This is a genomic window from Acidovorax sp. GW823-FHT05D11, from assembly GCF_058795695.1.
Window position 1 is genome coordinate 16809 of record NZ_CM179502.1, and the last position, 19292, is coordinate 36100.

At 70.1% G+C, this 19292-nt stretch carries 20 protein-coding genes; 16 read left to right on the top strand and 4 right to left on the bottom strand.

The window, feature by feature from the left end:
* Positions 1 to 38: 38 nt before the first annotated feature.
* The 3 genes from AC3RCE_RS00090 to AC3RCE_RS00100 all read left to right on the top strand — a co-directional run bounded on the left by AC3RCE_RS00090 (position 39) and on the right by AC3RCE_RS00100 (position 2738).
* Positions 39 to 887: a DUF72 domain-containing protein gene (locus AC3RCE_RS00090; protein WP_492254250.1), complete on the top strand. Its 849-nt coding sequence runs from the start codon at positions 39 to 41 to the stop codon at positions 885 to 887.
* 127 nt (positions 888 to 1014) lie between these two features.
* Positions 1015 to 1143, top strand: a complete 129-nt coding sequence (locus AC3RCE_RS00095) for a hypothetical protein (RefSeq protein ID WP_255590954.1) — start codon at positions 1015 to 1017, stop codon at positions 1141 to 1143.
* Positions 1144 to 1280: 137 nt separating this feature from the next.
* The gene (locus tag AC3RCE_RS00100) at positions 1281 to 2738 is read left to right on the top strand and encodes a homoserine dehydrogenase (RefSeq protein WP_492254251.1); all 1458 of its coding nucleotides are present in this window, start codon (positions 1281 to 1283) and stop codon (positions 2736 to 2738) included.
* A 225-nt stretch (positions 2739 to 2963) separates the two neighbouring features.
* On the opposite strand, the gene AC3RCE_RS00105 is transcribed toward AC3RCE_RS00100, so the two are convergent.
* Positions 2964 to 3602, bottom strand: coding sequence for an FMN-binding negative transcriptional regulator (locus AC3RCE_RS00105; protein ID WP_492254252.1), 639 nt, complete (start codon positions 3600 to 3602; stop codon positions 2964 to 2966).
* Position 3603: 1 nt separating this feature from the next.
* Positions 3604 to 4083, bottom strand: coding sequence for an OsmC family protein (locus AC3RCE_RS00110; RefSeq protein WP_492254253.1), 480 nt, complete (start codon positions 4081 to 4083; stop codon positions 3604 to 3606).
* Between the two features lie 106 nt (positions 4084 to 4189).
* Between AC3RCE_RS00110 and pdxR the strand changes: the two genes are divergently transcribed.
* The gene (gene pdxR / locus AC3RCE_RS00115; protein WP_492254254.1) at positions 4190 to 5686 is read left to right on the top strand and encodes a MocR-like pyridoxine biosynthesis transcription factor PdxR; all 1497 of its coding nucleotides are present in this window, start codon (positions 4190 to 4192) and stop codon (positions 5684 to 5686) included.
* 33 nt (positions 5687 to 5719) lie between these two features.
* On the opposite strand, the gene AC3RCE_RS00120 is transcribed toward pdxR, so the two are convergent.
* A complete protein-coding gene (locus tag AC3RCE_RS00120) occupies positions 5720 to 6748 on the bottom strand; it encodes an MBL fold metallo-hydrolase (RefSeq protein ID WP_492255442.1) in 1029 nt (342 codons plus the stop codon).
* Between the two features lie 129 nt (positions 6749 to 6877).
* On the opposite strand from AC3RCE_RS00120, the gene AC3RCE_RS00125 reads away from it, so the two are divergent.
* From AC3RCE_RS00125 to AC3RCE_RS00145, 5 genes are all read left to right on the top strand, one after another.
* Positions 6878 to 7516, top strand: a complete 639-nt coding sequence (locus AC3RCE_RS00125) for a TetR/AcrR family transcriptional regulator (RefSeq protein ID WP_218296357.1) — start codon at positions 6878 to 6880, stop codon at positions 7514 to 7516.
* A 69-nt stretch (positions 7517 to 7585) separates the two neighbouring features.
* Positions 7586 to 8578 (top strand): glycerophosphodiester phosphodiesterase family protein, encoded by a 993-nt coding sequence (locus AC3RCE_RS00130; RefSeq protein WP_492254255.1) that lies wholly within the window; start codon positions 7586 to 7588, stop codon positions 8576 to 8578.
* A 91-nt stretch (positions 8579 to 8669) separates the two neighbouring features.
* The gene (locus AC3RCE_RS00135; RefSeq protein WP_218296359.1) at positions 8670 to 9221 is read left to right on the top strand and encodes a gamma carbonic anhydrase family protein; all 552 of its coding nucleotides are present in this window, start codon (positions 8670 to 8672) and stop codon (positions 9219 to 9221) included.
* A gap of 76 nt (positions 9222 to 9297) precedes the next feature.
* Positions 9298 to 10353: a sensor domain-containing diguanylate cyclase gene (locus AC3RCE_RS00140; RefSeq protein ID WP_492254256.1), complete on the top strand. Its 1056-nt coding sequence runs from the start codon at positions 9298 to 9300 to the stop codon at positions 10351 to 10353.
* Positions 10354 to 10441: 88 nt separating this feature from the next.
* The gene (locus tag AC3RCE_RS00145; RefSeq protein ID WP_218339332.1) at positions 10442 to 12352 is read left to right on the top strand and encodes a B12-binding domain-containing radical SAM protein; all 1911 of its coding nucleotides are present in this window, start codon (positions 10442 to 10444) and stop codon (positions 12350 to 12352) included.
* Between the two features lie 80 nt (positions 12353 to 12432).
* Here AC3RCE_RS00145 and AC3RCE_RS00150 read toward each other — a convergent pair whose 3' ends face one another.
* On the bottom strand, positions 12433 to 12729 hold the full coding sequence (locus tag AC3RCE_RS00150; RefSeq protein ID WP_218296367.1) for a hypothetical protein: 297 nt from the start codon (positions 12727 to 12729) through the stop codon (positions 12433 to 12435).
* Positions 12730 to 12867: 138 nt separating this feature from the next.
* Between AC3RCE_RS00150 and dinG the strand changes: the two genes are divergently transcribed.
* From dinG to AC3RCE_RS00185, 7 genes are all read left to right on the top strand, one after another.
* Complete coding sequence (gene dinG / locus AC3RCE_RS00155; RefSeq protein WP_492255443.1) at positions 12868 to 15042, top strand: ATP-dependent DNA helicase DinG; 2175 nt, start codon at positions 12868 to 12870, stop codon at positions 15040 to 15042.
* Between the two features lie 133 nt (positions 15043 to 15175).
* On the top strand, positions 15176 to 15532 hold the full coding sequence (locus AC3RCE_RS00160; protein ID WP_218296368.1) for a zinc ribbon domain-containing protein YjdM: 357 nt from the start codon (positions 15176 to 15178) through the stop codon (positions 15530 to 15532).
* A gap of 169 nt (positions 15533 to 15701) precedes the next feature.
* A complete protein-coding gene (locus tag AC3RCE_RS00165; RefSeq protein ID WP_218296369.1) occupies positions 15702 to 16205 on the top strand; it encodes a pyridoxamine 5'-phosphate oxidase family protein in 504 nt (167 codons plus the stop codon).
* A gap of 46 nt (positions 16206 to 16251) precedes the next feature.
* Positions 16252 to 16500, top strand: a complete 249-nt coding sequence (locus AC3RCE_RS00170; protein WP_218296370.1) for a hypothetical protein — start codon at positions 16252 to 16254, stop codon at positions 16498 to 16500.
* A 161-nt stretch (positions 16501 to 16661) separates the two neighbouring features.
* A complete protein-coding gene (locus AC3RCE_RS00175) occupies positions 16662 to 17090 on the top strand; it encodes a CopG family transcriptional regulator (protein ID WP_218296371.1) in 429 nt (142 codons plus the stop codon).
* A 34-nt stretch (positions 17091 to 17124) separates the two neighbouring features.
* Positions 17125 to 18372, top strand: coding sequence for an extracellular catalytic domain type 1 short-chain-length polyhydroxyalkanoate depolymerase (locus tag AC3RCE_RS00180; protein ID WP_492254257.1), 1248 nt, complete (start codon positions 17125 to 17127; stop codon positions 18370 to 18372).
* 77 nt (positions 18373 to 18449) lie between these two features.
* Positions 18450 to 19217, top strand: a complete 768-nt coding sequence (locus tag AC3RCE_RS00185; protein ID WP_492254258.1) for a hypothetical protein — start codon at positions 18450 to 18452, stop codon at positions 19215 to 19217.
* Positions 19218 to 19292: the final 75 nt, after the last annotated feature.

Sequence of the window (19292 nt, forward strand, 5' to 3'; positions counted from 1 at the left end):
AAAGTGGCCACCCCGTGGACTGTCAGACAGGGAACGCCGTGGAAACCACCGCAAACAGCAGTAGCACCCGCAGCCAGCACATCCGCATCGGCATCGGCGGCTGGACCTTCGAGCCCTGGCGCGACAACTTCTACCCCGCGGGCCTCGCGCACAGCAAGGAGCTGCAGTACGCCAGCCGCCAGCTCAGCGCCATCGAGGTCAACGGCACCTACTACAGCACCTTCAAGCCGCCCACGTTTGCCAAATGGCACGGCGAGACGCCCGAGGGCTTCATGTTCTCGCTCAAGGCCAACCGCTTCGCGACGAACCGCCGCGTGCTGGCGCAGGCGGGCGACTCGGTCATGCGGTTTGTGGAAAGCGGCATCTCCGAACTGAAAGACAAGCTCGGCCCCATCGTCTGGCAGTTCATGCCCACCAAGGTGTTCGAACCGGGGGACTTCGAGGCCTTCCTCGCGCTGCTGCCCCAACAGGTCGATGGCCGCAGCCTGCGCCATGTGCTCGACGTGCGGCACGAGAGCTTTGCCACCCCGGCCTTCATCGCGCTGGCCCGCCAGTACGGCTGCGTGCCGGTGCACACCGATTCCGAGAAATTCCCGGCCATTGCCGATGCCGAGGCGGACTTCGCCTACCTGCGGCTGATGCGCAGCCAGGCCGACGTGCCCACCGGCTACACGCCCGAGGCGATTGCGCAATGGGCCGAGGGCGTGCGCGCCTGGACCCGCGGCGAGCGGCCGCGCGATGTGTTCGTGTATTTCATCAACGGCGCGAAGGAGCGGGCCCCGGCCGGCGCGATGGAGCTGATGGCGCAGCTGGGACTGCGGGCGCAGGCCGCAGGTGCTGGCGAGATGGCGATGAGAAAGAAATCGGCGCCTGGCGCTTATCCATGAAGCGCCAAAAGCTATTGATTCAATAGCAAAATCACCCTGTCGCGGACTGCCAGGACGCCCGCCCGCGGCACCAGGCGCGGCACGGGCTTGACGGCGGCCCAAGGGCCTCGGGTACACTGCGTCCTTCATGTCGTACACCGCCATCCCCTTCACCGCACGCGCCACGGCCTTCCAGGGCATGTGCATGATGCTGTCCGCATTCACGCGGGCGATGGGTGCACGAATGATTACCACCATTACCACCGCGGCCACCTGAGCACGCGCAGGTGGCCGTTTCGGCAGCCACCTGGTGATCGCTCTCTCTTCTCCCCCAAGACGAATTGACTGAAACCCAGCTCTGGCAGCTGGGTTTTTTTGTTTGTTTGTTTGTTTTGCAGTCGTTTGGAGAAGCCCATGTTCCGCGATCCCGTCCAGTCCCTAGAAGCCCCGTCGTTCGAGCCTTCCGCCGCGGCCATGCGCCCCCTGCGCGTGGGCATGATCGGCATTGGCACCGTGGGCGCGGGCACCTTCCGCGTGCTGGCGCGCAACCAGGCGCTCATCGCGGGCCGCGCGGGGCGGGGCATCAAGATGGTGGTGGTCTGCGCCCGCAGCCTGGCCCGCGCCATGAGCGTGGTGGGCAAGGACGTGGCGCTCACCAACGACCCCATGCAGGTCGCCACGCACCCCGATGTGGACGTGCTGGTGGAGGCCGCCGGCGGCACCGGCCCGGCGCGTGAATGGGTGCTGGCCGCCATCCGCGCGGGCAAGCATGTGGTCACGGCCAACAAGGCGCTGCTGGCCGAGCATGGCAACGAGATCTTCGCCGCCGCGCGCCAGCACGGCGTGGCCGTGGCGTACGAAGGCGCGGTGGCCGTGAGCATCCCCATCGTGAAAGCGCTGCGCGAGGGCCTCACGGCCAACCGTATCGAATGGGTGGCCGGCATCATCAACGGCACCACCAACTTCATCCTGAGCAAGATGCGCGACGAGGGCGTGGGCTTTGCCGAGGCGCTCGCCCAGGCGCAGGCGCTGGGCTACGCCGAAGCGGACCCGACCTTCGACATCGAGGGCATCGACGCCGCGCACAAGATCACGCTGCTGGCCGCCAATGCGTTCGGCATGCCGCTGCGGTTCGCCGACGCGCAGGTGGAGGGCATCACCGCGCTGCAGGGCCTGGACGTGGCCTGCGCGGAGCAGCTGGGCTTTCGCATCAAGCTGCTGGGGGTGGCGCGGCGCCGCGAGCACGGCAATGGAGTCAATGGCAATGGAGTCAACGGCAATGGAGTCAACGGCGATGGTGCCGACGGCGTGGAGCTGCGCGTGCAGCCCGCGCTGGTGCCCGCCACGCACCTGCTGGCGCATGTCAATGGCTCGATGAACGGCATCATGGTCAAGGGCGATGCGTCGGGCGTGACGATGTACTACGGCGCGGGCGCGGGGTCCGAGCAGACCGCGTCGGCCGTGATCGCCGACCTGGTGGACGTGGCGCGGCTTCATGGCACCCACGCGGCGCAGCGGGTGCCGCACCTGGGCTTTCATGCCAGCGCCATCAGCAACGACCAGGCCGTGCTGCCGCGCGCCGCCGTGCGCACGCGCCACTACCTGCGGGTGCCCGTGCACACGGCCCAGCAGATCGAGGCCGTGGGCGCGTGGCTGGCGGCGCAGCAGGTGCCGGTGCTGCACGTGGAGCTGGCGGCCGAAAAAACACTGCAGGCCGACAAGGCGGCATCCAGCGCCGGCCATCCCCAGGTGCTGGTGCTCACCGACGTGGCGGCCCAGTCCACGGTGGACCTGGCCATGCACGCGCTGGCCGCGCACCCCGCCGTGGCCGGGCCGGTGGTGTCGCTGCGCGTGGAGATGCTGGAGGGCTGATGCTGAAGGGTTGCCATGGGCGGTGTCTGGCCGCACGCCACGTCGTGCCACCACCACTCGGCACTCACCAGCACCGTTCACGCTGAGCCTGTCGAAACGCGGCGCATGGCTGCGACAGGCGCAGCCCGACCGGTACGGGTTGATGCTGCGGTTTTAAAGGTCCAAACAGGCTCTGTCGCCCTACTAACAAGCGCGTCAAGCTATGAATATCGCAGCAATCACTGGCTAGATGCCCGGCCCTCGTTCCACCAGCGCCGCCATGGCCAGCGCTTGCGGCGTGCCTTGCGCCGTCAGCCCCTCGACGACGCCGGCGCGGTCCGTGTCCGTGCGGTTCTGGCTCACCTTCCAGACGCCTTCCCAGCGTTCCACCGCCAGCTCCACGCCCACGATGGCGCCCAGCAGCTTGTGCAGGTAGTCGGCGGGCGCATCGTCCACGTGCCAGGGGTGCGGGCGGTGCGCCTCGTGGGCCTCGGTCAGGGTGTGCAGGATCGCGCGCAGGCGCTCGGGGTCGCCGTCGACCGCGCTGAGCGTGCCGTGGGCGTGCACCGTGGCGTAGTTCCAGGTGGGCACCTGTTTGCCGTCGACGGCCTTGGACGGGTACCACGACGGCGACACGTAGGCCTGCGGGCCGTGGAACACCGCCACCGCATGCTGCGGCAGCAGCGGCCACACGCCGTTGCCGCGCCCCACATGGCCGACCAGCGTACCGTGCGGGCCGCGCGTGGGGTCGAGGTACAGCGGCACGTGGTTGACGTGCATCGAGCCCTCTTGGGAGACGACCAGGGTGGCCAGGGGCTGGGCCTGCACCAGGCCGTGCAGGACGGCGGCGTCGGTCACCTGGAACTGGCGGTTGGCAATGGTCATGTCAGGCCCCTCCCACTTCCAGCACGGGCGCGCAGTCGATCTGCGTCTTGACCGAGTTGGCCAGAAAGCACGCCGCGTGCGCCTGGTGGTGCAGGTCGGCCAGCACCTCGCTGCCGGGCGCGTGCGCGGCGTCGAAGCGCGTGATGGGCCGCAGCTGCACGCGCGCGACGATCAGGCGGCCCTCCGCATCCTTGGCCATTGTGCCCACGGCGGCATCGGTGTAGCTGTCCACGCGCCAGCCGGCGCGGCAGGCGAAGTCCAGGAACCACAGCATGTGGCAGCTCGCGAGCGCAGCCACGTAGGCTTCTTCGGGGTCCACGGCCGAAGCGTCGGAGTAGGGCAGCGGCACCACATGCGGCGACGACGACCCGGCCACCACGGCGCCGCCATCGAATTGCCAGGTGTGCGCGCGGTGGTAGCGCTTGTCCAGAAAGTCGTCGCTGCCACGGGACCAGGCGATGGTGGCGGTGTGCTCGGCCATGAGAAGGTGTCTTTCCTGTGGAGCCCGGGCCTCGCAGGCGACCCGGATGGTTTCTAAAATGGTTCTTCAGTTTATGGCCGCATTGCCACAACGAAAGGGCCAATTCATGCCGGTTGCCAGAGCCAATCCGAAGACCGTCGCCGCCGCCACGGGTGCTCCGGGCCCGCGCCAGGGCCTGCTGCGCCAGCAGGTCTATGAGCAGTTGCGCGGCGCCATCGAGCACGGCCGCCTGCCCGCAGGCACGCGCCTGCCGCCGTCGCGCGAGCACGCGGCGGGCCTGGGCGTGTCGCGCAACACGGTGCTCTGGGCCGTGCAGCGCCTGCAGGCCGAAGGGTATGTGGAGGCGCGCGTGGGCGACGGCACCTACGTGTCGCAGGCCGCGGGCGTGGCGCCCGCGCAGGGCCTGGTGGCGCCGCCGCGCGGGCTGTCGAAGCGCGGGCAGCTCATTGCCGAGACGGCGGCGCGCTGGCGGCCGCCGCATGTGGCGGCGCGGGCATTTCGCATCGGCGCGCCCGAGGTGGACACCTTTCCGTTCGCGCTGTGGGACCGCCTGGCGCGCCAGGCCAGCCCCGGCCAGCGTAGCGCCCGCGCGCAGTACCTGGACCCTGCGGGCGACCCCCAGCTGCGCCAGGCCATCGCGCTGTGGCTGTGGGCGTCGCGCGGCATCCGCTGCGATGCGGCGCAGGTGGTGGTGTGCTCGGGCTCGCAGCAGGGCATCGATCTGATCGCGCGGCTGCTGCTGGACGCGGGCGACGAGGTGCTGGTGGAAGACCCGGGCTACCCCGGCATCCGCGCCAGCCTGCTGGGCCACGGCGTGCTGGCGCGGCCCGTGGCGCTGGATGTGCAGGGCCTGCGCATCGCCGAAGGCGCCGCGCAGTGGCCCGGTGCGCGCATGGCCGTGGTCACGCCCACGCACCAGTTCCCCACCGGCGTGTGCATGCCACTGGCGCGGCGCCAGGCCCTGCTGCAGTGGGCGCGCACGCACGACGCCTGGGTGGTGGAGGACGACTACGACGGCGAATTCCAGTACGGCAAGCACGACGGCAAGGCCCAGCGCGTGCCCGCCCTGTGCAGCCTGCCGGGCTCGGAGCGCGTGCTGTACGTGGGCACGTTCTCCAAGACCCTGCACCCCGGCCTGCGCCTGGGCTTCGTGGTCGTGCCACCCGCGCTGGTGGAAGCCTTTGCCATGGCCCGCGCCATCACCGACCGGCATGCGCCCGGCGACGCACAGGCGGTGCTGGCGCGCTTCATCGCCGAAGGCCACCTGCTGCGCCACCTGCGGCAGATGCGCGAGCTGTACCAGGAGCGCCAGCAGGTGCTGATCGACGCGCTGGCCCAGGCCAGCGGCGGCGCGCTGCAGCTGGCGCCCAGCGACCGGGGCATGCACCTGCTGCTGGAATGCGCGCCCGGCAGCAACGACGAGGCCTTGAGCCGCAGCGCACTCGCCGCCGGGGTGATGCTGGCACCCTTGTCGCGCTATGCGATGGAATCGAACCGTAGAGGCTGGCTGTTTGGCTACGCGGGCTACGGCGAGCCCGAGATCGTGGCCGCCGCGCGGGTAGTGGCGCGGTTAGCTTCCAGAAGTCACCGCAAGGGGCTCTGACCGGCGAGCGACCGCCGCGCTGGCGGTATCCCCCTACCTTTTCCACCATTGCTGCGAGAGCGCGGGCTGCCGGATGTCCAGCCGCTCGCCCATCACCGGCGCCACCAGCGGCACGCCGGCTTTCCCGGCCAGGGCGGTGATGCGGTCGAACGGGTCCGTCCACGCGTGCAGCGCCAGGTCGAACGTACCGTTGTGGATGGGCATCAGGTGGCGGCCCTTCACGTCCAGGTGGGCCTGCAGGCTTTCCTCGGGCTGCATGTGCACGTCGGGCCACTGGGCGTCGTAGGCGCCGGTTTCCACCATCGTCAGGTCGAACGGGCCGAAGCGCTCGCCGATGGCCTTGAAGCCGTCGAAGTAGCCCGTGTCGCCGCTGAAGAAGATGCGCGTGTCCCCCGCCACCAGCACCCACGACGCCCACAGCGTGCGGTTGCCGTCCGACAGGCTGCGGCCCGAGAAGTGCTGTGCGGGCGTGGCCACCAGCTTCACGCCGGCGATGGTGGTGCCCTGCCACCAGTCGAACTGCTGCACCTTGGCGGCGGGCACGCCCCAGGCGACAAGGCGGTCGCCCACGCCCAGCGGCGTGACGAAATGCGCCACCTTGGGGGCGAGCTGCCGGATGGCATCGAAGTCCAGGTGGTCGTAGTGGTCGTGCGAGAGCACCACGCCGGTGATGGGCGGCAGCTCGTCGATGGCGATGGGCGGCGCATGGAAGCGCTTGGGGCCCATGAAGGAAAACGGCGAGGCGCGTTCGGAGAACACCGGGTCGGTCAGCCAGAACTGGCCCTGCAGCTTGAGCAGCATGGTCGAGTGGCCCAGGCGCCACAGGCTCAGGTCGGGGGCGCCCAGCAGATCGGCCTGCGTGAGCGGCAGCACCTGGGGCGGCCGGGCCGGCACCGCGTCGGCGGGCTTGTCCGTCATGAAGCGCCACATGATGCCCAGGGTCTTGGCAAAACCCGGGGCCTGGCGCGGCGCCGCATTGCGGAACTTGCCATCGACGTACTGGGGCGATTGCTCATGGGAGCTTGCCGGCAAGGAGGTGCAGGAAAGGATGCTGTAGGCCATGGCGGTGACAACGGTGAGGATGAGAAGTATTCGGGGCGTGCGGCGGAGCATGGATGCTTTTCCGAAAAGTGCACTGCACAGTGTAGTTCACTTTTCCAAAAAGTAAACTACCCGGTGTAAAATAGGGGAATGACCGAGCCCGCCACCGTGATCGCCCCCACCCGCCTGACCGACCGCAAGCGCGAGGCCATCGTGCAGGCCGCCATCGGCGAATTCCGCGAACATGGCTTCAACGGCACCAGCATGGACCGCGTGGCCGCGGCGGCCGAGGTGTCCAAGCGCACGGTGTACAACCACTTTCCCAGCAAGGACGAGCTGTTCGGCGCCATCCTGGACCACCTGTGGGAGCGCAGCCATTCGTTGCCCGACGTGGCCTACGACGCGGGGCGACCGCTGCGCGCGCAGCTGCTCGCGGTGCTGGAGCAGAAGATGGAGCTGCTGAACGACGCGAGCTTCATCGACCTCTCGCGCGTGGCGATGGCCGAGATGATGCACACGCCCGAGCGCGCCCAGGCCATGGTGGCGCGCCTGTCCGAAAAGGAAGAAGGCCTGCCGCGCTGGATCCGCGCGGCCCAGCAGGATGGCGCCCTGCGCGCGGGGGTGGACCCGCAGTACGCGGCCCACCAGCTGCACGGCATGGTCAAGTCCTTTGCCTTCTGGCCCCAGCTGGCCATGGGCCAGCCGCCGCTGGCGCCTGCCGTGCAGCAGCAGGTGCTGGCCGATGCGGTGGAAATGTTCCTCGGGTTCTACGCGGTCGGCGCGCCGTAGGGCGGGGAACCCCGGCCCGGGCAAAATGCTCGCCGCACGACCGCCAGCCCCTCCCCGGGCACGCCTCCCATGCGCAAACGCCACTCCCTCCTCATCGGCCTGGGCATCGCCACCGCGGCGGTCTGGGTTTTCAACGCCTCCTGGCGCGCAGCGCCGCCCGAAGGCGCCAAAGCGCGCCTGATCGCGCACCGGGGCGTGCACCAGACCTACCACCGCGAGGGGCTGGAGCGGGACACCTGCACCGCCCGGCGCATCGAGCCGCCCACGCACGACTACATCGAGAACACGGTGCGCTCCATGCAGGCGGCATTCGCCCATGGCGCGGACATCGTGGAGCTGGACGTGCACCCCACCACCGACGGCCGCCTGGCCGTGCTGCACGACTGGACGCTGGATTGCCGCACCGAAGGCCGGGGCACCACGCGCAGCCACGCGATGTCCTACCTGCGCACGCTGGATGTGGGCTACGGCTACACCGCCGACGGGGGCCGGACCTACCCCCTGCGCGGCAAGGGCGTGGGGCTGATGCCCGAGCTCTCCGAGGTCTTCACGGCCATGCCCGGCCAGCGCTTTCTCGTCAATTTCAAGAGCCGGGAGGCGCGCGAGGGCGACATGCTCGCCGCGCTGGTGGCCGGACAGCTCGCCTGGCGGCAGGCCATCTGGGGCGCGTACGGGGGCGACGAGCCCACCCTGCGCGCCGTCGGGGCGCTCGCGGCCCAGGGCGGGGCACCCGTCAGGACCTGGTCGCGCCAGGGGCTGGCGCAGTGCCTGGGCCGCTACATCGCCCTGGGCTGGGCCGGCATCGTGCCCGAGGCCTGCCGCCAGACCACCGTGATGGTGCCTCTGAACGTCGCGCCCTGGCTCTGGGGCTGGCCGAACCTGCTGCAGCAGCGGCTTCAGCTGGCGGGCAGCGAGATCATCCTGCTGGGCCCCTACGGCGCGGGCGACGCCGGCACCTCGGGCATCGACACGCCCGCGCAGCTGGCCCAGGTGCCCCGGGGCTTCGCGGGCTATGTCTGGACCAACAAGATCGAGGTCATCGGGCCCGTCTTCCGGCGCTGAGCCCCGCTTGGCGCTACGCTTGGCGGCTGCGTGCGCCCCGGCGCATTCCGGCTTCTTTCTCTTCACCACCACCCTCATTCCTTCCCACCCCATGCCCCTTGCCCCCTACCTCGATACCGCCCCGTGCCTGGGCAGCGGCGTCTTCATCCACGACTCCGCCCAGGTGATCGGCGACGTGACCCTGGGCCGCGACGCCTCGGTGTGGTGCAACGCCGTGCTGCGCGGCGACGTGAACCGCATCGTGGTGGGGGAGTGCAGCAACGTGCAGGACCTGGCCATGGGCCATGTCTCGCACCGCAACGCCAGCAAGCCCGAGGGCTCGCCGCTCCTCATCGGCAGCCATGTGACCATCGGCCACTCGGTGATCCTGCACGGCTGCCGCATCGGCGACGAATGCCTGATCGGCATGGGCTCGATCGTGATGGACGACGCCGTGGTGGGCGACCGCGTGATGCTGGGCGCGGGCAGCCTGGTCTCGCCCGGCAAGGTGCTGGAAAGCGGCTACCTCTACATGGGCCGCCCGGCGGTGCGCCAGCGCGCGCTGACGGACGCGGAGATGGCGTACCTGCGCTACTCGGCCGAACACTACGTGCGGGTGAAGAACAACTACCAGGCCCCGCCGCTGACGGAGCCTGCAGCCTGATCCGGTCCGGAAGTCCGGCAGGCCCCAGGGCGCGCGGGCGGCGCGTATCGCATCACTATTCGAGCCATGTTTGTCTATGAGTGAACTTCTTGAGCAACTGTCCCAGTCGGTCTCCACGGCCCACTCCGTCGAAGAGCTGACGCGGCCGCTTCTGGAAATGCTGGAGGCGGTGACGGGGCTGGAGTCCACCTACCTCACCGCCATCGACGAGGCACAGGGCGTGCAGCACGTGCTGTACGCGCGCAACTCCAGCGCCATGCAGATCCCCGAGGGCCTGGTCGTGCCCTGGAACGACACGCTGTGCAAGCGTGCGCTGGAAGAAGGCCGCACCTTCACCGACGACGTGCCCGCCTGCTGGGGCGATTCGCAGGCCGCGCGCGGCCTGGGCATCCGCACCTACGCGAGCCAGCCCGTGCGCGTCGGCAACGGCGCGCTGTACGGCACGCTGTGCGCGGCCAGCACCCACGCCCGCCCGCGCACGCCCGAGGCCGAACGCATCCTCACGCTGTTCGCCTATCTCATCGGCCAGCAGGTGGAGCGCGAGCAGCTCATCCACAAACTGCTGGCCGCCAACGAACAGCTGGCCGCCGTGGCCGCCACCGACCAGCTCACGGGGCTGCCCAATCGCCGCGCGCTCATGGAGGCGCTGGAACGGATGCTGGCGCAGGGCCGGCGCCGGCAGATGGGCGTGCAGATCGCGTTCATCGACCTCGACGGCTTCAAGGCGATCAACGACACCCACGGCCACGAGGTGGGCGACCAGCTCCTCGTGGCCGTCGCGCAGCGCCTGCGGGGCGTGCTGCGCGCCGAGGACCTGGCCGCGCGCCTGGGCGGCGACGAGTTCGTGGTGATCAGCCTGAGCGCACACGCCGGCGACGCCCTGCACACCGCGCAGGATGCGCTGAGCCTGCGCATCGCCCAGGCCACGCAGGGCCGCTTCGACCTGCCGGGCGCATCGCTGGACTACGCCGGCGCCAGCGTGGGCGCGGTCACCATGGCGCCGGACCAGACCTGCAGGGCCGAGGACGCCCTGCGCGTGGCCGACCAGATGATGTACCAGGTCAAGCGCGCGCGCCGGCAGGCCCAGGACGCGCTGGCACAGGCGCGCGGCGGGCTGCCCACCCGCCGCTGAGCCGGCCCGCGCCGCCGCCGCAGTAGCCACACCGCCAGGGACACCATCGCGGTGCCGGGATAATCGGCGGTCACCACCCCCACGCTCCATGGCCTCTTCCCCGTGCCGCGTGCTCGCCGTCATCCCCCCGATGACGCAGCTGAACACGCCCTATCCGTCCACCGCCTACCTCACGGGCTTCCTGCGCTCGCGCGGCGTCCTCGCGTTCCAGGAGGACCTGGCGCTGGCGCTCGTGCTGCGGCTGCTCTCGCCCGAGGGCCTGAGGGCCGTGGCCGCCAAGGTGGATGCACTGCCCGCCAAGAAACAAAGCCCCGCCGTGCAGTCCTTTGCCGCGCAGCAGGACCGCTACCTGGCCACCATCGGCCCGGCCATTGCCTTCCTGCAGGGGCGCGACAGCACGCTGGCCCACCGCATCGCGGGCCGCAACTACCTGCCCGAGGGCCCACGCTTCGCCACGCTGGACGTGTATGTGGACGACGAAGGCGGCGACCCGCTGGGCTGGGCGTTCGGCGCCCTGGGCCTGCACGACAAGGCCAAGCACCTGGCCACGCTGTACCTGAACGACCTGGCCGATGTGCTGCGCGACGCGGTGGACGAGCGCTTCGAATTCGTGCGCTATGCCGAATCGCTGGCGGGCAGCCAGCCCACGTTCGACCCGCTGGCCACGGCCCTGGCCGCACCGCCCACGCTGGTGGACGACCTGCTGGCGCAGCTCACGCACGAGGCCATCGAACGCCACCAGCCCACGGTGGTGCTGCTGTCGGTGCCTTTCCCGGGCTCCGTGTACGCGGCGTTCCGCATCGCGCAGGCCATCAAGGCGCGCCATCCGCAGGTGGTGACGGTGCTGGGCGGCGGCTTCGTGAACACCGAACTGCGCGAGCTGGCCGACCCGCGCGTGTTCGACCATGTCGACTACGTGACGCTGGACGCCGGCGAGCGCCCGCTGCTGGCGCTGCTCGAACATGTGCGCGGCGAGCGCGGCCGCCAGCGGCTGGTGCGCACCTTCGTGCGCAACGACGAGGGCACCGTCCAGTACATCAACATGATGGAGGCCGACGTGGCCTTCGCCGAGGTGGGCACGCCCACCTGGGACGGCCTGCCGCTGGACCGCTACCTGTCGCTGCTGGACATGCTCAACCCCATGCACCGGCTGTGGAGCGACGGGCGCTGGAACAAGCTCACCGTGGCGCACGGCTGCTACTGGAAGAAGTGCAGCTTCTGCGACGTGAGCCTGGACTACATCAGCCGCTACGAGGGCGCGAGCGCCGAGGTGCTGGCCGACCGCATCGAGGCCATCGTGCGCGAGACGGGGCAGACGGGTTTTCACTTCGTGGACGAGGCTGCGCCCCCCAAGGCGCTGAAAGCACTTGCCACCGAGCTGATCGCGCGCAACGCGGGCATCAGCTGGTGGGGCAATGTGCGGTTCGAGAAAACCTTCACGCCCGACCTGGCCGAGCTGATGGCCGACAGCGGCTGCATCGCCATCTCGGGCGGGCTCGAAGTCGCGTCCGACCGGCTGCTCACCCTCATGAAAAAAGGCGTGTCGGTGGACCAGGTGGCGCGCGTGACGCGGGCCTTCACCGACGCGGGCATCCTGGTGCATGCGTACCTGATGTACGGCTTTCCCACCCAGACCGTGCAGGACACGGTGGACGCGCTCGAATACGTGCGCCAGCTGTTCGCCAACGGCTGCATCCAGAGCGGCTTCTTCCACCGCTTTGCCTGCACCGTGCACTCGCCCGTGGGCAAGAACCCCGAGGAGTACGGCGTGACCCTCGCGCCGCTGCCGCCGGGCGACTTCGCCAAGAACGACGTGGCCTTCATCGACCCCACGGGCGTGGACCACGATGCGCTGGGCGGCGCGCTCAAGAAAGCCATCTACAACTACATGCACGGCATCGGTCTGGAAGAAGACGTGCGCACGTGGTTCCCCTTCAAGGTGCCCAAGACCACGGTGCGGCGCGACCGCATCGAGCGGGCGCTGCGCGAGCGAGGATGAGGTCCGGGGACTGGAATTTGAATGAAAATGCCGCTCAGCGCTTATTCAACAAGCGCTGGCAGCTATCAATAGCAGAGCGCCTACTGCTTTTGCTTCTGATAGGCCTTGTCCGCTGGCGGGCCCCGGTCCGTGTCCTGCAGGCCCCGCTGCACGTCCCGGTAGGCCTGCTCCACCTGGGCATCGGGCTGGCCGTGGGTCATGTCCACCGATTCATCGCGCTCGTGCGGCAGCTTGGGCTTGTCGGCGCTTTCGGGCGGCGGCGCGGCCTGTGGGGTACGCCGGCCGGCGGTGGCGGGCGACTGGGGCGTGGTGGTGTTGACGCTGGGCTGGCCGGTGGGGGCGGCGCTGGGGTGGTCCGGGGTGCTGGCGGTGGGCATGTGATCTCTCCTGCGGTACAGGGCTTCATCGTAGGAAAGCCCCCGGAGCCGCCGTGTAGTCCCCGGCGCCATCTGTCCGCCGGGTGAAGCGGCCGCTGGCCGCGAAGGCGCAGGCGCCAACCCATGCGACACTACTGTATGTCTCAACAGGTGTGGGCCGCGCAGGCCCTTGAATCTTTCGATGCGGTGGTGCAGGCCACGCCAGGGTTTCGCAGCCGCGACGGCCAGCGGCGCATGGCCGAGCAGGTGGCGCACACGTTCAGCAGCGCCACGCTGGGCAAGGTGGACGAGGAGGGCGGCGAGGCGGCGCCCACGCGCTCCATCGCCGTCATCCAGGCCGGCACGGGCGTGGGCAAGTCGCTGGCCTACTGCGCGCCCGCCATTGCGCTGGCGCTGTCGCGCGGCACGCGGGTGCTGATCTCCACCGCCACCGTGGCGCTGCAGGAGCAGCTGGTCAACAAGGACCTGCCGGCGCTGGCCGCGCTGATGCCCCAGCCCTTCAAGTTCGCGCTGGCCAAGGGGCGCGGGCGCTATGTGTGCAAGCTCAAGCTCGACCGGCTGGCGGGCACGGGCGAGGCCGAGGCGTCCGATGAAGACGACCTGTTCGCCGAGGAGGAGGCCGCCGCCCGCGCCAAGCGCCCCCGGCAGGAAACCGAGGCGCGCATCCAGTTCTACGGCGCCATGGCGCAGACGCTGGCCAAGGGCGCCTGGGACGGCGACCGCGACAGCCTGGAGACCCCGCCCGAGCCCGAGGTGTGGAGCCCCGTGGCGGCCGAGGGCGCGTCGTGCACGGGCAAGCACTGCCCCGCCTTCAGCCAGTGCACCTACTACGACAAGCGCAAGGAACTGGTGGGCGCGCAGGTGATCGTGGCCAACCATGACCTGCTGCTGTCGTCGCTGGGCGCGCGCGTGCTGCCCGAGCTGGACAACTGCCTCCTGGTGCTGGACGAGGCCCACCACCTGCCCGCCACGGCGCTCGACCAGTTCGCCTGCAGCATGGACCTGTCGCGCCTGGCGTGGATCGACCGGCTCTCCAGCCGGGGCCTGCGCATCGGCGCGCTGCTGGAGGTGGAGGAGATCGCCGACATCCCGCGCCACGCGGCCCAGCTGCGGCAGACACTGCAGGACCTGGCGCGCATCGTGATGGACGTGTACGGCCCCGCGCTCAAGAGCCAGAAGGATACCTGGGGCCCGGCCCGGGTGCGGGTGCCGCGCGGCGAGCTGCCCGAGCCGCTCACCGCGCCGCTGGGGCTGCTGGCCGCCAGCGCCGACGGCTTCCTCGAAGCCCTGCGCGCCATCAGCAAGGCCCTGCGCGCCGAGATGCGCGACAAGCCCGAGGAGGCCAAGCGCCTGTCCACCCTGTATGCGCAGATCGGCATGCTGGCGCCGCGCCTGGAAGAGCTGCACGCTACCGCGCAGCTGCTGCTGCAGGAGGCCCCCCAGGGCGCAGACCGCAGCTTCGTGCCTGCGGCCAAGTGGTTCACGCTGGAGGTCGATGGCGATTTCATCGTGGTCAAGGCACACGCCAGCCCCATCCTGCCGGGCACCACGCTGCGCAACCACCTGTGGAACGCGGTGCGCGGCGCGGTGCTCACGTCGGCCACGCTCAACAGCTGCGGCAATTTCGATTTCTTCCTGCGCGAGGCCGGGCTGCACGGCGACGAGGCCGCGACCACGCTGGAGGTGCCCAGCCCCTTCAACTACGCCGCCCAGGGCACGCTGATCGCCGCCGAGACGCGCGCCGACCCCAAGAACGCCGCGCAGTTCACGGCCGAGATGGTGGATGCGCTGCTGCACGACATCGCGCGCGTGGAGTACGGCGCGCTGGTGCTGTTCACCTCGCGCGAGCAGATGCGCCAGGCCGTGGACGCCTTGCCCACCGCCATGCGCGGCGTGGTGCTGGTGCAGAACGCGCTGCCGCGCACGCAGCTGCTCAAGCGCCACCGCGAACGGGTGGAGAACGGCGAGCCCTCGGTCATCTTCGGCATGCAGTCGTTCGGCGAGGGGCTGGATCTGCCCGGGCGGCTGTGCGAGTCGGTGTTCATCACCAAGCTGCCCTTTGCCCCGCCCGACGACCCCGTGGGAGAGGCCCGCGCCGAATGGCTGCGCGCCGTGGGCCGCGACCCGTTCAGCGAACTGGTGGTGCCCGCCACCGCCATCCGCCTGGCGCAGTGGGTGGGCCGCGCCATCCGCACCGAGGACGACCAGGCGCATGTCTACTGCTACGACAAGCGCCTCATGCGCACGAGCTACGGCCAGCGCCTGCTCAAGGGCCTGCCGCCCTTTGCGCTGGAGCAACGCGCGCCCCTGTAGGATGCCCCCCGAGTCGCCTGCGGCGCCGTCCCCACCAGCGGGCGCCACGGCGGCACGGGCCGGGGGCTGGACCCGTCCCATGCGCGTGCTGCCCCTCCCTTCCTCCCCATTTGCCATCCCCAGCGAGAACCCCATGACGAACGCCATCCCCGCCTGCCCCCAATGCGGCCTGGAGAACACCTACCCCGACGGCAACCACTACATCTGCCCTGACTGCGCCTTCGAATGGCCCCAGGCAGCCGAATCCGCCGAGGCCGACGCGCCCGAGGGCGGCGGCGCCGTGCTGGACGCCCACGGCAACCCGCTGGCCGATGGCGACGCGGTGATCCTGGTGAAGGACCTCAAGGTCAAGGGGTCCTCATCCACGCTCAAGAAGGGCACCAAGATCAAGGGCATCCGCCTCGTCGATGGCGCCGACGGCCACAACGTGGACTGCAAGACGGAGCTGGGCAGCATGCTGCTCAAGTCAGAGTTCCTGAAAAAGGCCTGATCGGGCCCGGCCCCGGGCCCCCGCCCGCGATACAGGGCACGGGGCGCGGCGGTGTCAGATAAACACCCACGCCCCGGCGGGCGGCGGGCCGACACGGTGCGCGCGCCACCCTGCCTAGAGTGAATGGAAGCACCGACCCCTTCCCCATTCACCACCGCACGGAGAGCCCATGCCCCACGACACCCCCGCCCACGACACCTTGTGGAAGCTCATCAAGGACATCCGCTTCGGGATGCTGACCCACCGCACCGCCAGCGGCATGCTGCATGCCCACCCGCTGACCACGCAGAACCGCCGCATGGACGAACAGGCGGAGCTTTATTTCTTCATCCCCAAGTCCGGCGAACTGTACGAGCGCCTCCTCACCGATGGCGAGGTGAACGTCTCGTACGCCGACCCCGGCGCGGACAGCTATGTCTCGCTCTCGGGCCAGGCGCGTTTCGTGGACGATCTGGCGCAAAAGGAAGCCTTGTGGTCGACCGCGGCCCAGGCATGGTTTCCGGGCGGCCACACCGATCCGGAGCTGGCCCTGCTGGCCGTGCGCATCCGCCATGCCGAATACTGGGACGTGGACGAAAGCAAGATGGTGCAGCTGTTCAAGATGGCCAAGGCGGCCGTCACCGGCCAGCCCCCGCGCCAGCTGGGCGAGCACAAGGAACTGACGCTGCCGTGAACGGCACCGCCACGCCTTTTCTTCACCATCCATTCCAGGAGGTTCCATGAGCAGCAAGGAAAACCGCCGCGAGGAAGACCCATCGGGCGGCAATGACAACACCGAGGGCTCGGGCAAGGTCGCCCAGGCCCACAACAGCACGGGCGACAAGCCCACCACCCAGATCAACCAGGGCCGCCGCACCCCCGAAAGCCGGGGCGACCGCGACACGCACCTGGGCAGCAGCAACCAGGCGCAGTCGCGCCGGGGCGCCGCCGGCAGCAGCGGCCCTGCGGGCAGCCGCGGGGCGGGCTGAGCGCCGCCGGCACCGGCACCGCTCGCACCCATGCGCAAAGAGCCTTCGGGCTCTTTTCTTTTGCGCGTGGCCCTTGAAGCAAGGGGCTTTCCATCCATATACCATCCACATCCCATCCATATGGATGGAAAACATCCATACCACCGGCCACGGAGGGCCCCATGACCCCAGCTCCCGCTTCGTCCCTGGCCGTGCGCGGCAAGATTCCCGATTCCGAAAAGATCACGATCAACCTGGGCTTTGTCGACCTGGGCCACATCGACCTGCTGGTGTCGGAAGGGTTTTATGCCAACCGCACCGACTTCATCCGCACGGCCATCCGCCAGCAGCTGGCCGCCCAGGGCGACGCCGTGCGGCAGGTGGTGGCCCGCAAGATGCTTGTGCTGGGCCTGCAGCGGTTTGGCCGCGCCGAGCTGCAAGCCGTGCAGGCAGCGGGCCAGGTGCTCGAGATCCGCGTGCTCGGCCTGGTCAGCATCGACGACGACGTGCCACCCACCCTGGCGCAGGCCACGATTGCCTCCATCACGGTGCTGGGCGCGTTTCACGCCAGCGCCCCGGTCAAGGCCGCCCTGGCAGGGCGCATTGGCTGAGCGCGGCGCACCACCACCACCACGAAAGAACCCCATGGACTGGAACCTCAAACTCAAGCAGCTGATGGGTCAGGCCACCCACCTGGTGCGCAGCGGCCAGCTGGCGGATGCCACGCGGGCCATCCAGCAGGCGCTGGGCAGCGCTTCGGCCACGGCGCCGGGGCCCGCCGCGCCGCCGCCGGAACGCGCGGGCCCCGCCCCGGTGCAGGCACCGGCAGCCCCCTTCGCCTTTCGCACGGGAACCCCGTGGCGCAGCAGCGCGGCGCAGGACGTGGAGGACGCGGTGGTGGTCGAGCGCGGCACCGTGCAAGTCCCCCCGGGCGCGGCCCGGCCCGCCCCACCGTCCGGGCCGGGTGCCCGCCCGGCGGCCGCCGCGCCGCACGCCGCCGAGCCCCCGGACAGCTTCACCGCAGTCGCCTTCAACCACCCTGGCGCCCCGCACAACCCGCACCACTACCACCTGTACGTGCCGCCCGGCGCGGGGGCCGGCACGCCCATGCCCCTGGTGCTGATGCTGCACGGCTGCACGCAGAACCCCGTGGACTTCGCCACCGGCACCGGGATGAACGCCGCCGCCGCCCCGGCCAACGCGCTGGTGCTGTACCCCGCACAGCCCCACAGCGCCAACCCCAACGGCTGCTGGAACTGGTTCCGCCCCGAAGACCAGCGCCGGGGCGGCGGCGAACCCGCTCTGCTGGTGGCGATGGTGCAGGACGTGATGGCGCGCCACCCCGTGGATGCGCGGCGCGTCTACGTGGCGGGCCTGTCGGCCGGCGGCGCCATGGCCGCGCTGCTGGGCCGCGAGTACCCCGACGTGTTTGCGGCCGTGGGCGTGCACTCGGGCCTGCAGGCCGGCGCGGCACACAACGTGATGGGGGCGCTGTCGGCCATGAAGCATGGCGCCAGGCCGGCGGCGGGCACCCCGGCTCCGGGGGCTGTTGCGGCGGCGCCCCTGATCGTCTTCCACGGCGATGCCGACACCACCGTGCACGCCCGCAACGGCGAGCAGCTGGTGCAGGCGGCGCGGGCCAGCGCCCCGGGCACCGTGGAGCTGGGCACGCACCAGGGCCAGTCGGCCGGTGGCCAGGGCTACACGCGCACGGTGTATGGCCTCGCAGGCGCGCCGGTGGCGGAGCACTGGGTGCTGCATGGCGGCGGCCATGCCTGGGCGGGCGGGCATGCGCAGGGCAGCCACACCGACCCCCGGGGGGTATCGGCCACGCGGGAGATGCTGCGGTTCTTCCTGGAGCATCCCCGGGGACTGGCCGGCACCCCGCCATAATTTGCCCGGGAGCGCAGCGCCACCTTCATCCCGCACAACAACACGGTGCGAAAGCCATTCAGGGAGAGGAATCCGTCATGGAGAACGTCTACATCACCGTCGCGGGGCTGGTGGCCATCGGGCTGGTCTTCTACGCCCTGCGGCGTTCGGGGCGCCAGGACAACACCCGCACCGACCTGCGCATCACCGCGGTCTCCATCGCGCCCCCCTCGGGCAGCGTGCTGCAGGCCAACACGCCGATCACCGTGACCCTGGACTACCGCTACGGCGCGCCGCGCGAGCCGCTGTATGCGTGGGTGAAGATCCTGGACACCACCTACGACTCCCTCTACGAAGGCTCGCACGACATGCTGAACCCGGGCTCCGGGCGGGTGAGCCGTTCGGTGCACCTCACGCAGGCGGGGACCGTGCGCGAGTTGTTCATCGTGGTCAAGAACCGGGACTTCGTGGAGGTGTTCAACCAGGCCATCGCCGTGGACTTCACCTACGAGGACGCGGTGCTGGACGAGGCGCAAAGGAACGATGGCAAGGGATCGCGGATCACCGACATCCGTCTGTCCATTGCGTCCCCCGCCACGGTCAAGGCCGGCACCCGCATCGATGTCGAGGTCGAATACGACATCCAGGCGGAGGAAGGCCTGGACATCTGGGTCATTCCCGACACGCAGGCCAACATGACCTACGAGGGCACCACGGGCCGGCTGGACGGCGCGGGGACCGTGCACAGGCACTTCACCCTCATCGACCCCTGCGCGGTCACGGGCCTGCGGCTGCTGATGAAGAATGCGTCGAGCCAGACGGTCTACGAACACCGCGTGCCGGTGGACTACACCTTCACGGCGTAGCCGTTCCCAGCCGACCACCCCCGGGGCCCGGCACGGGGTTCGGTTTATCCTGCAGGCCCGCCGGCACAACCCGCT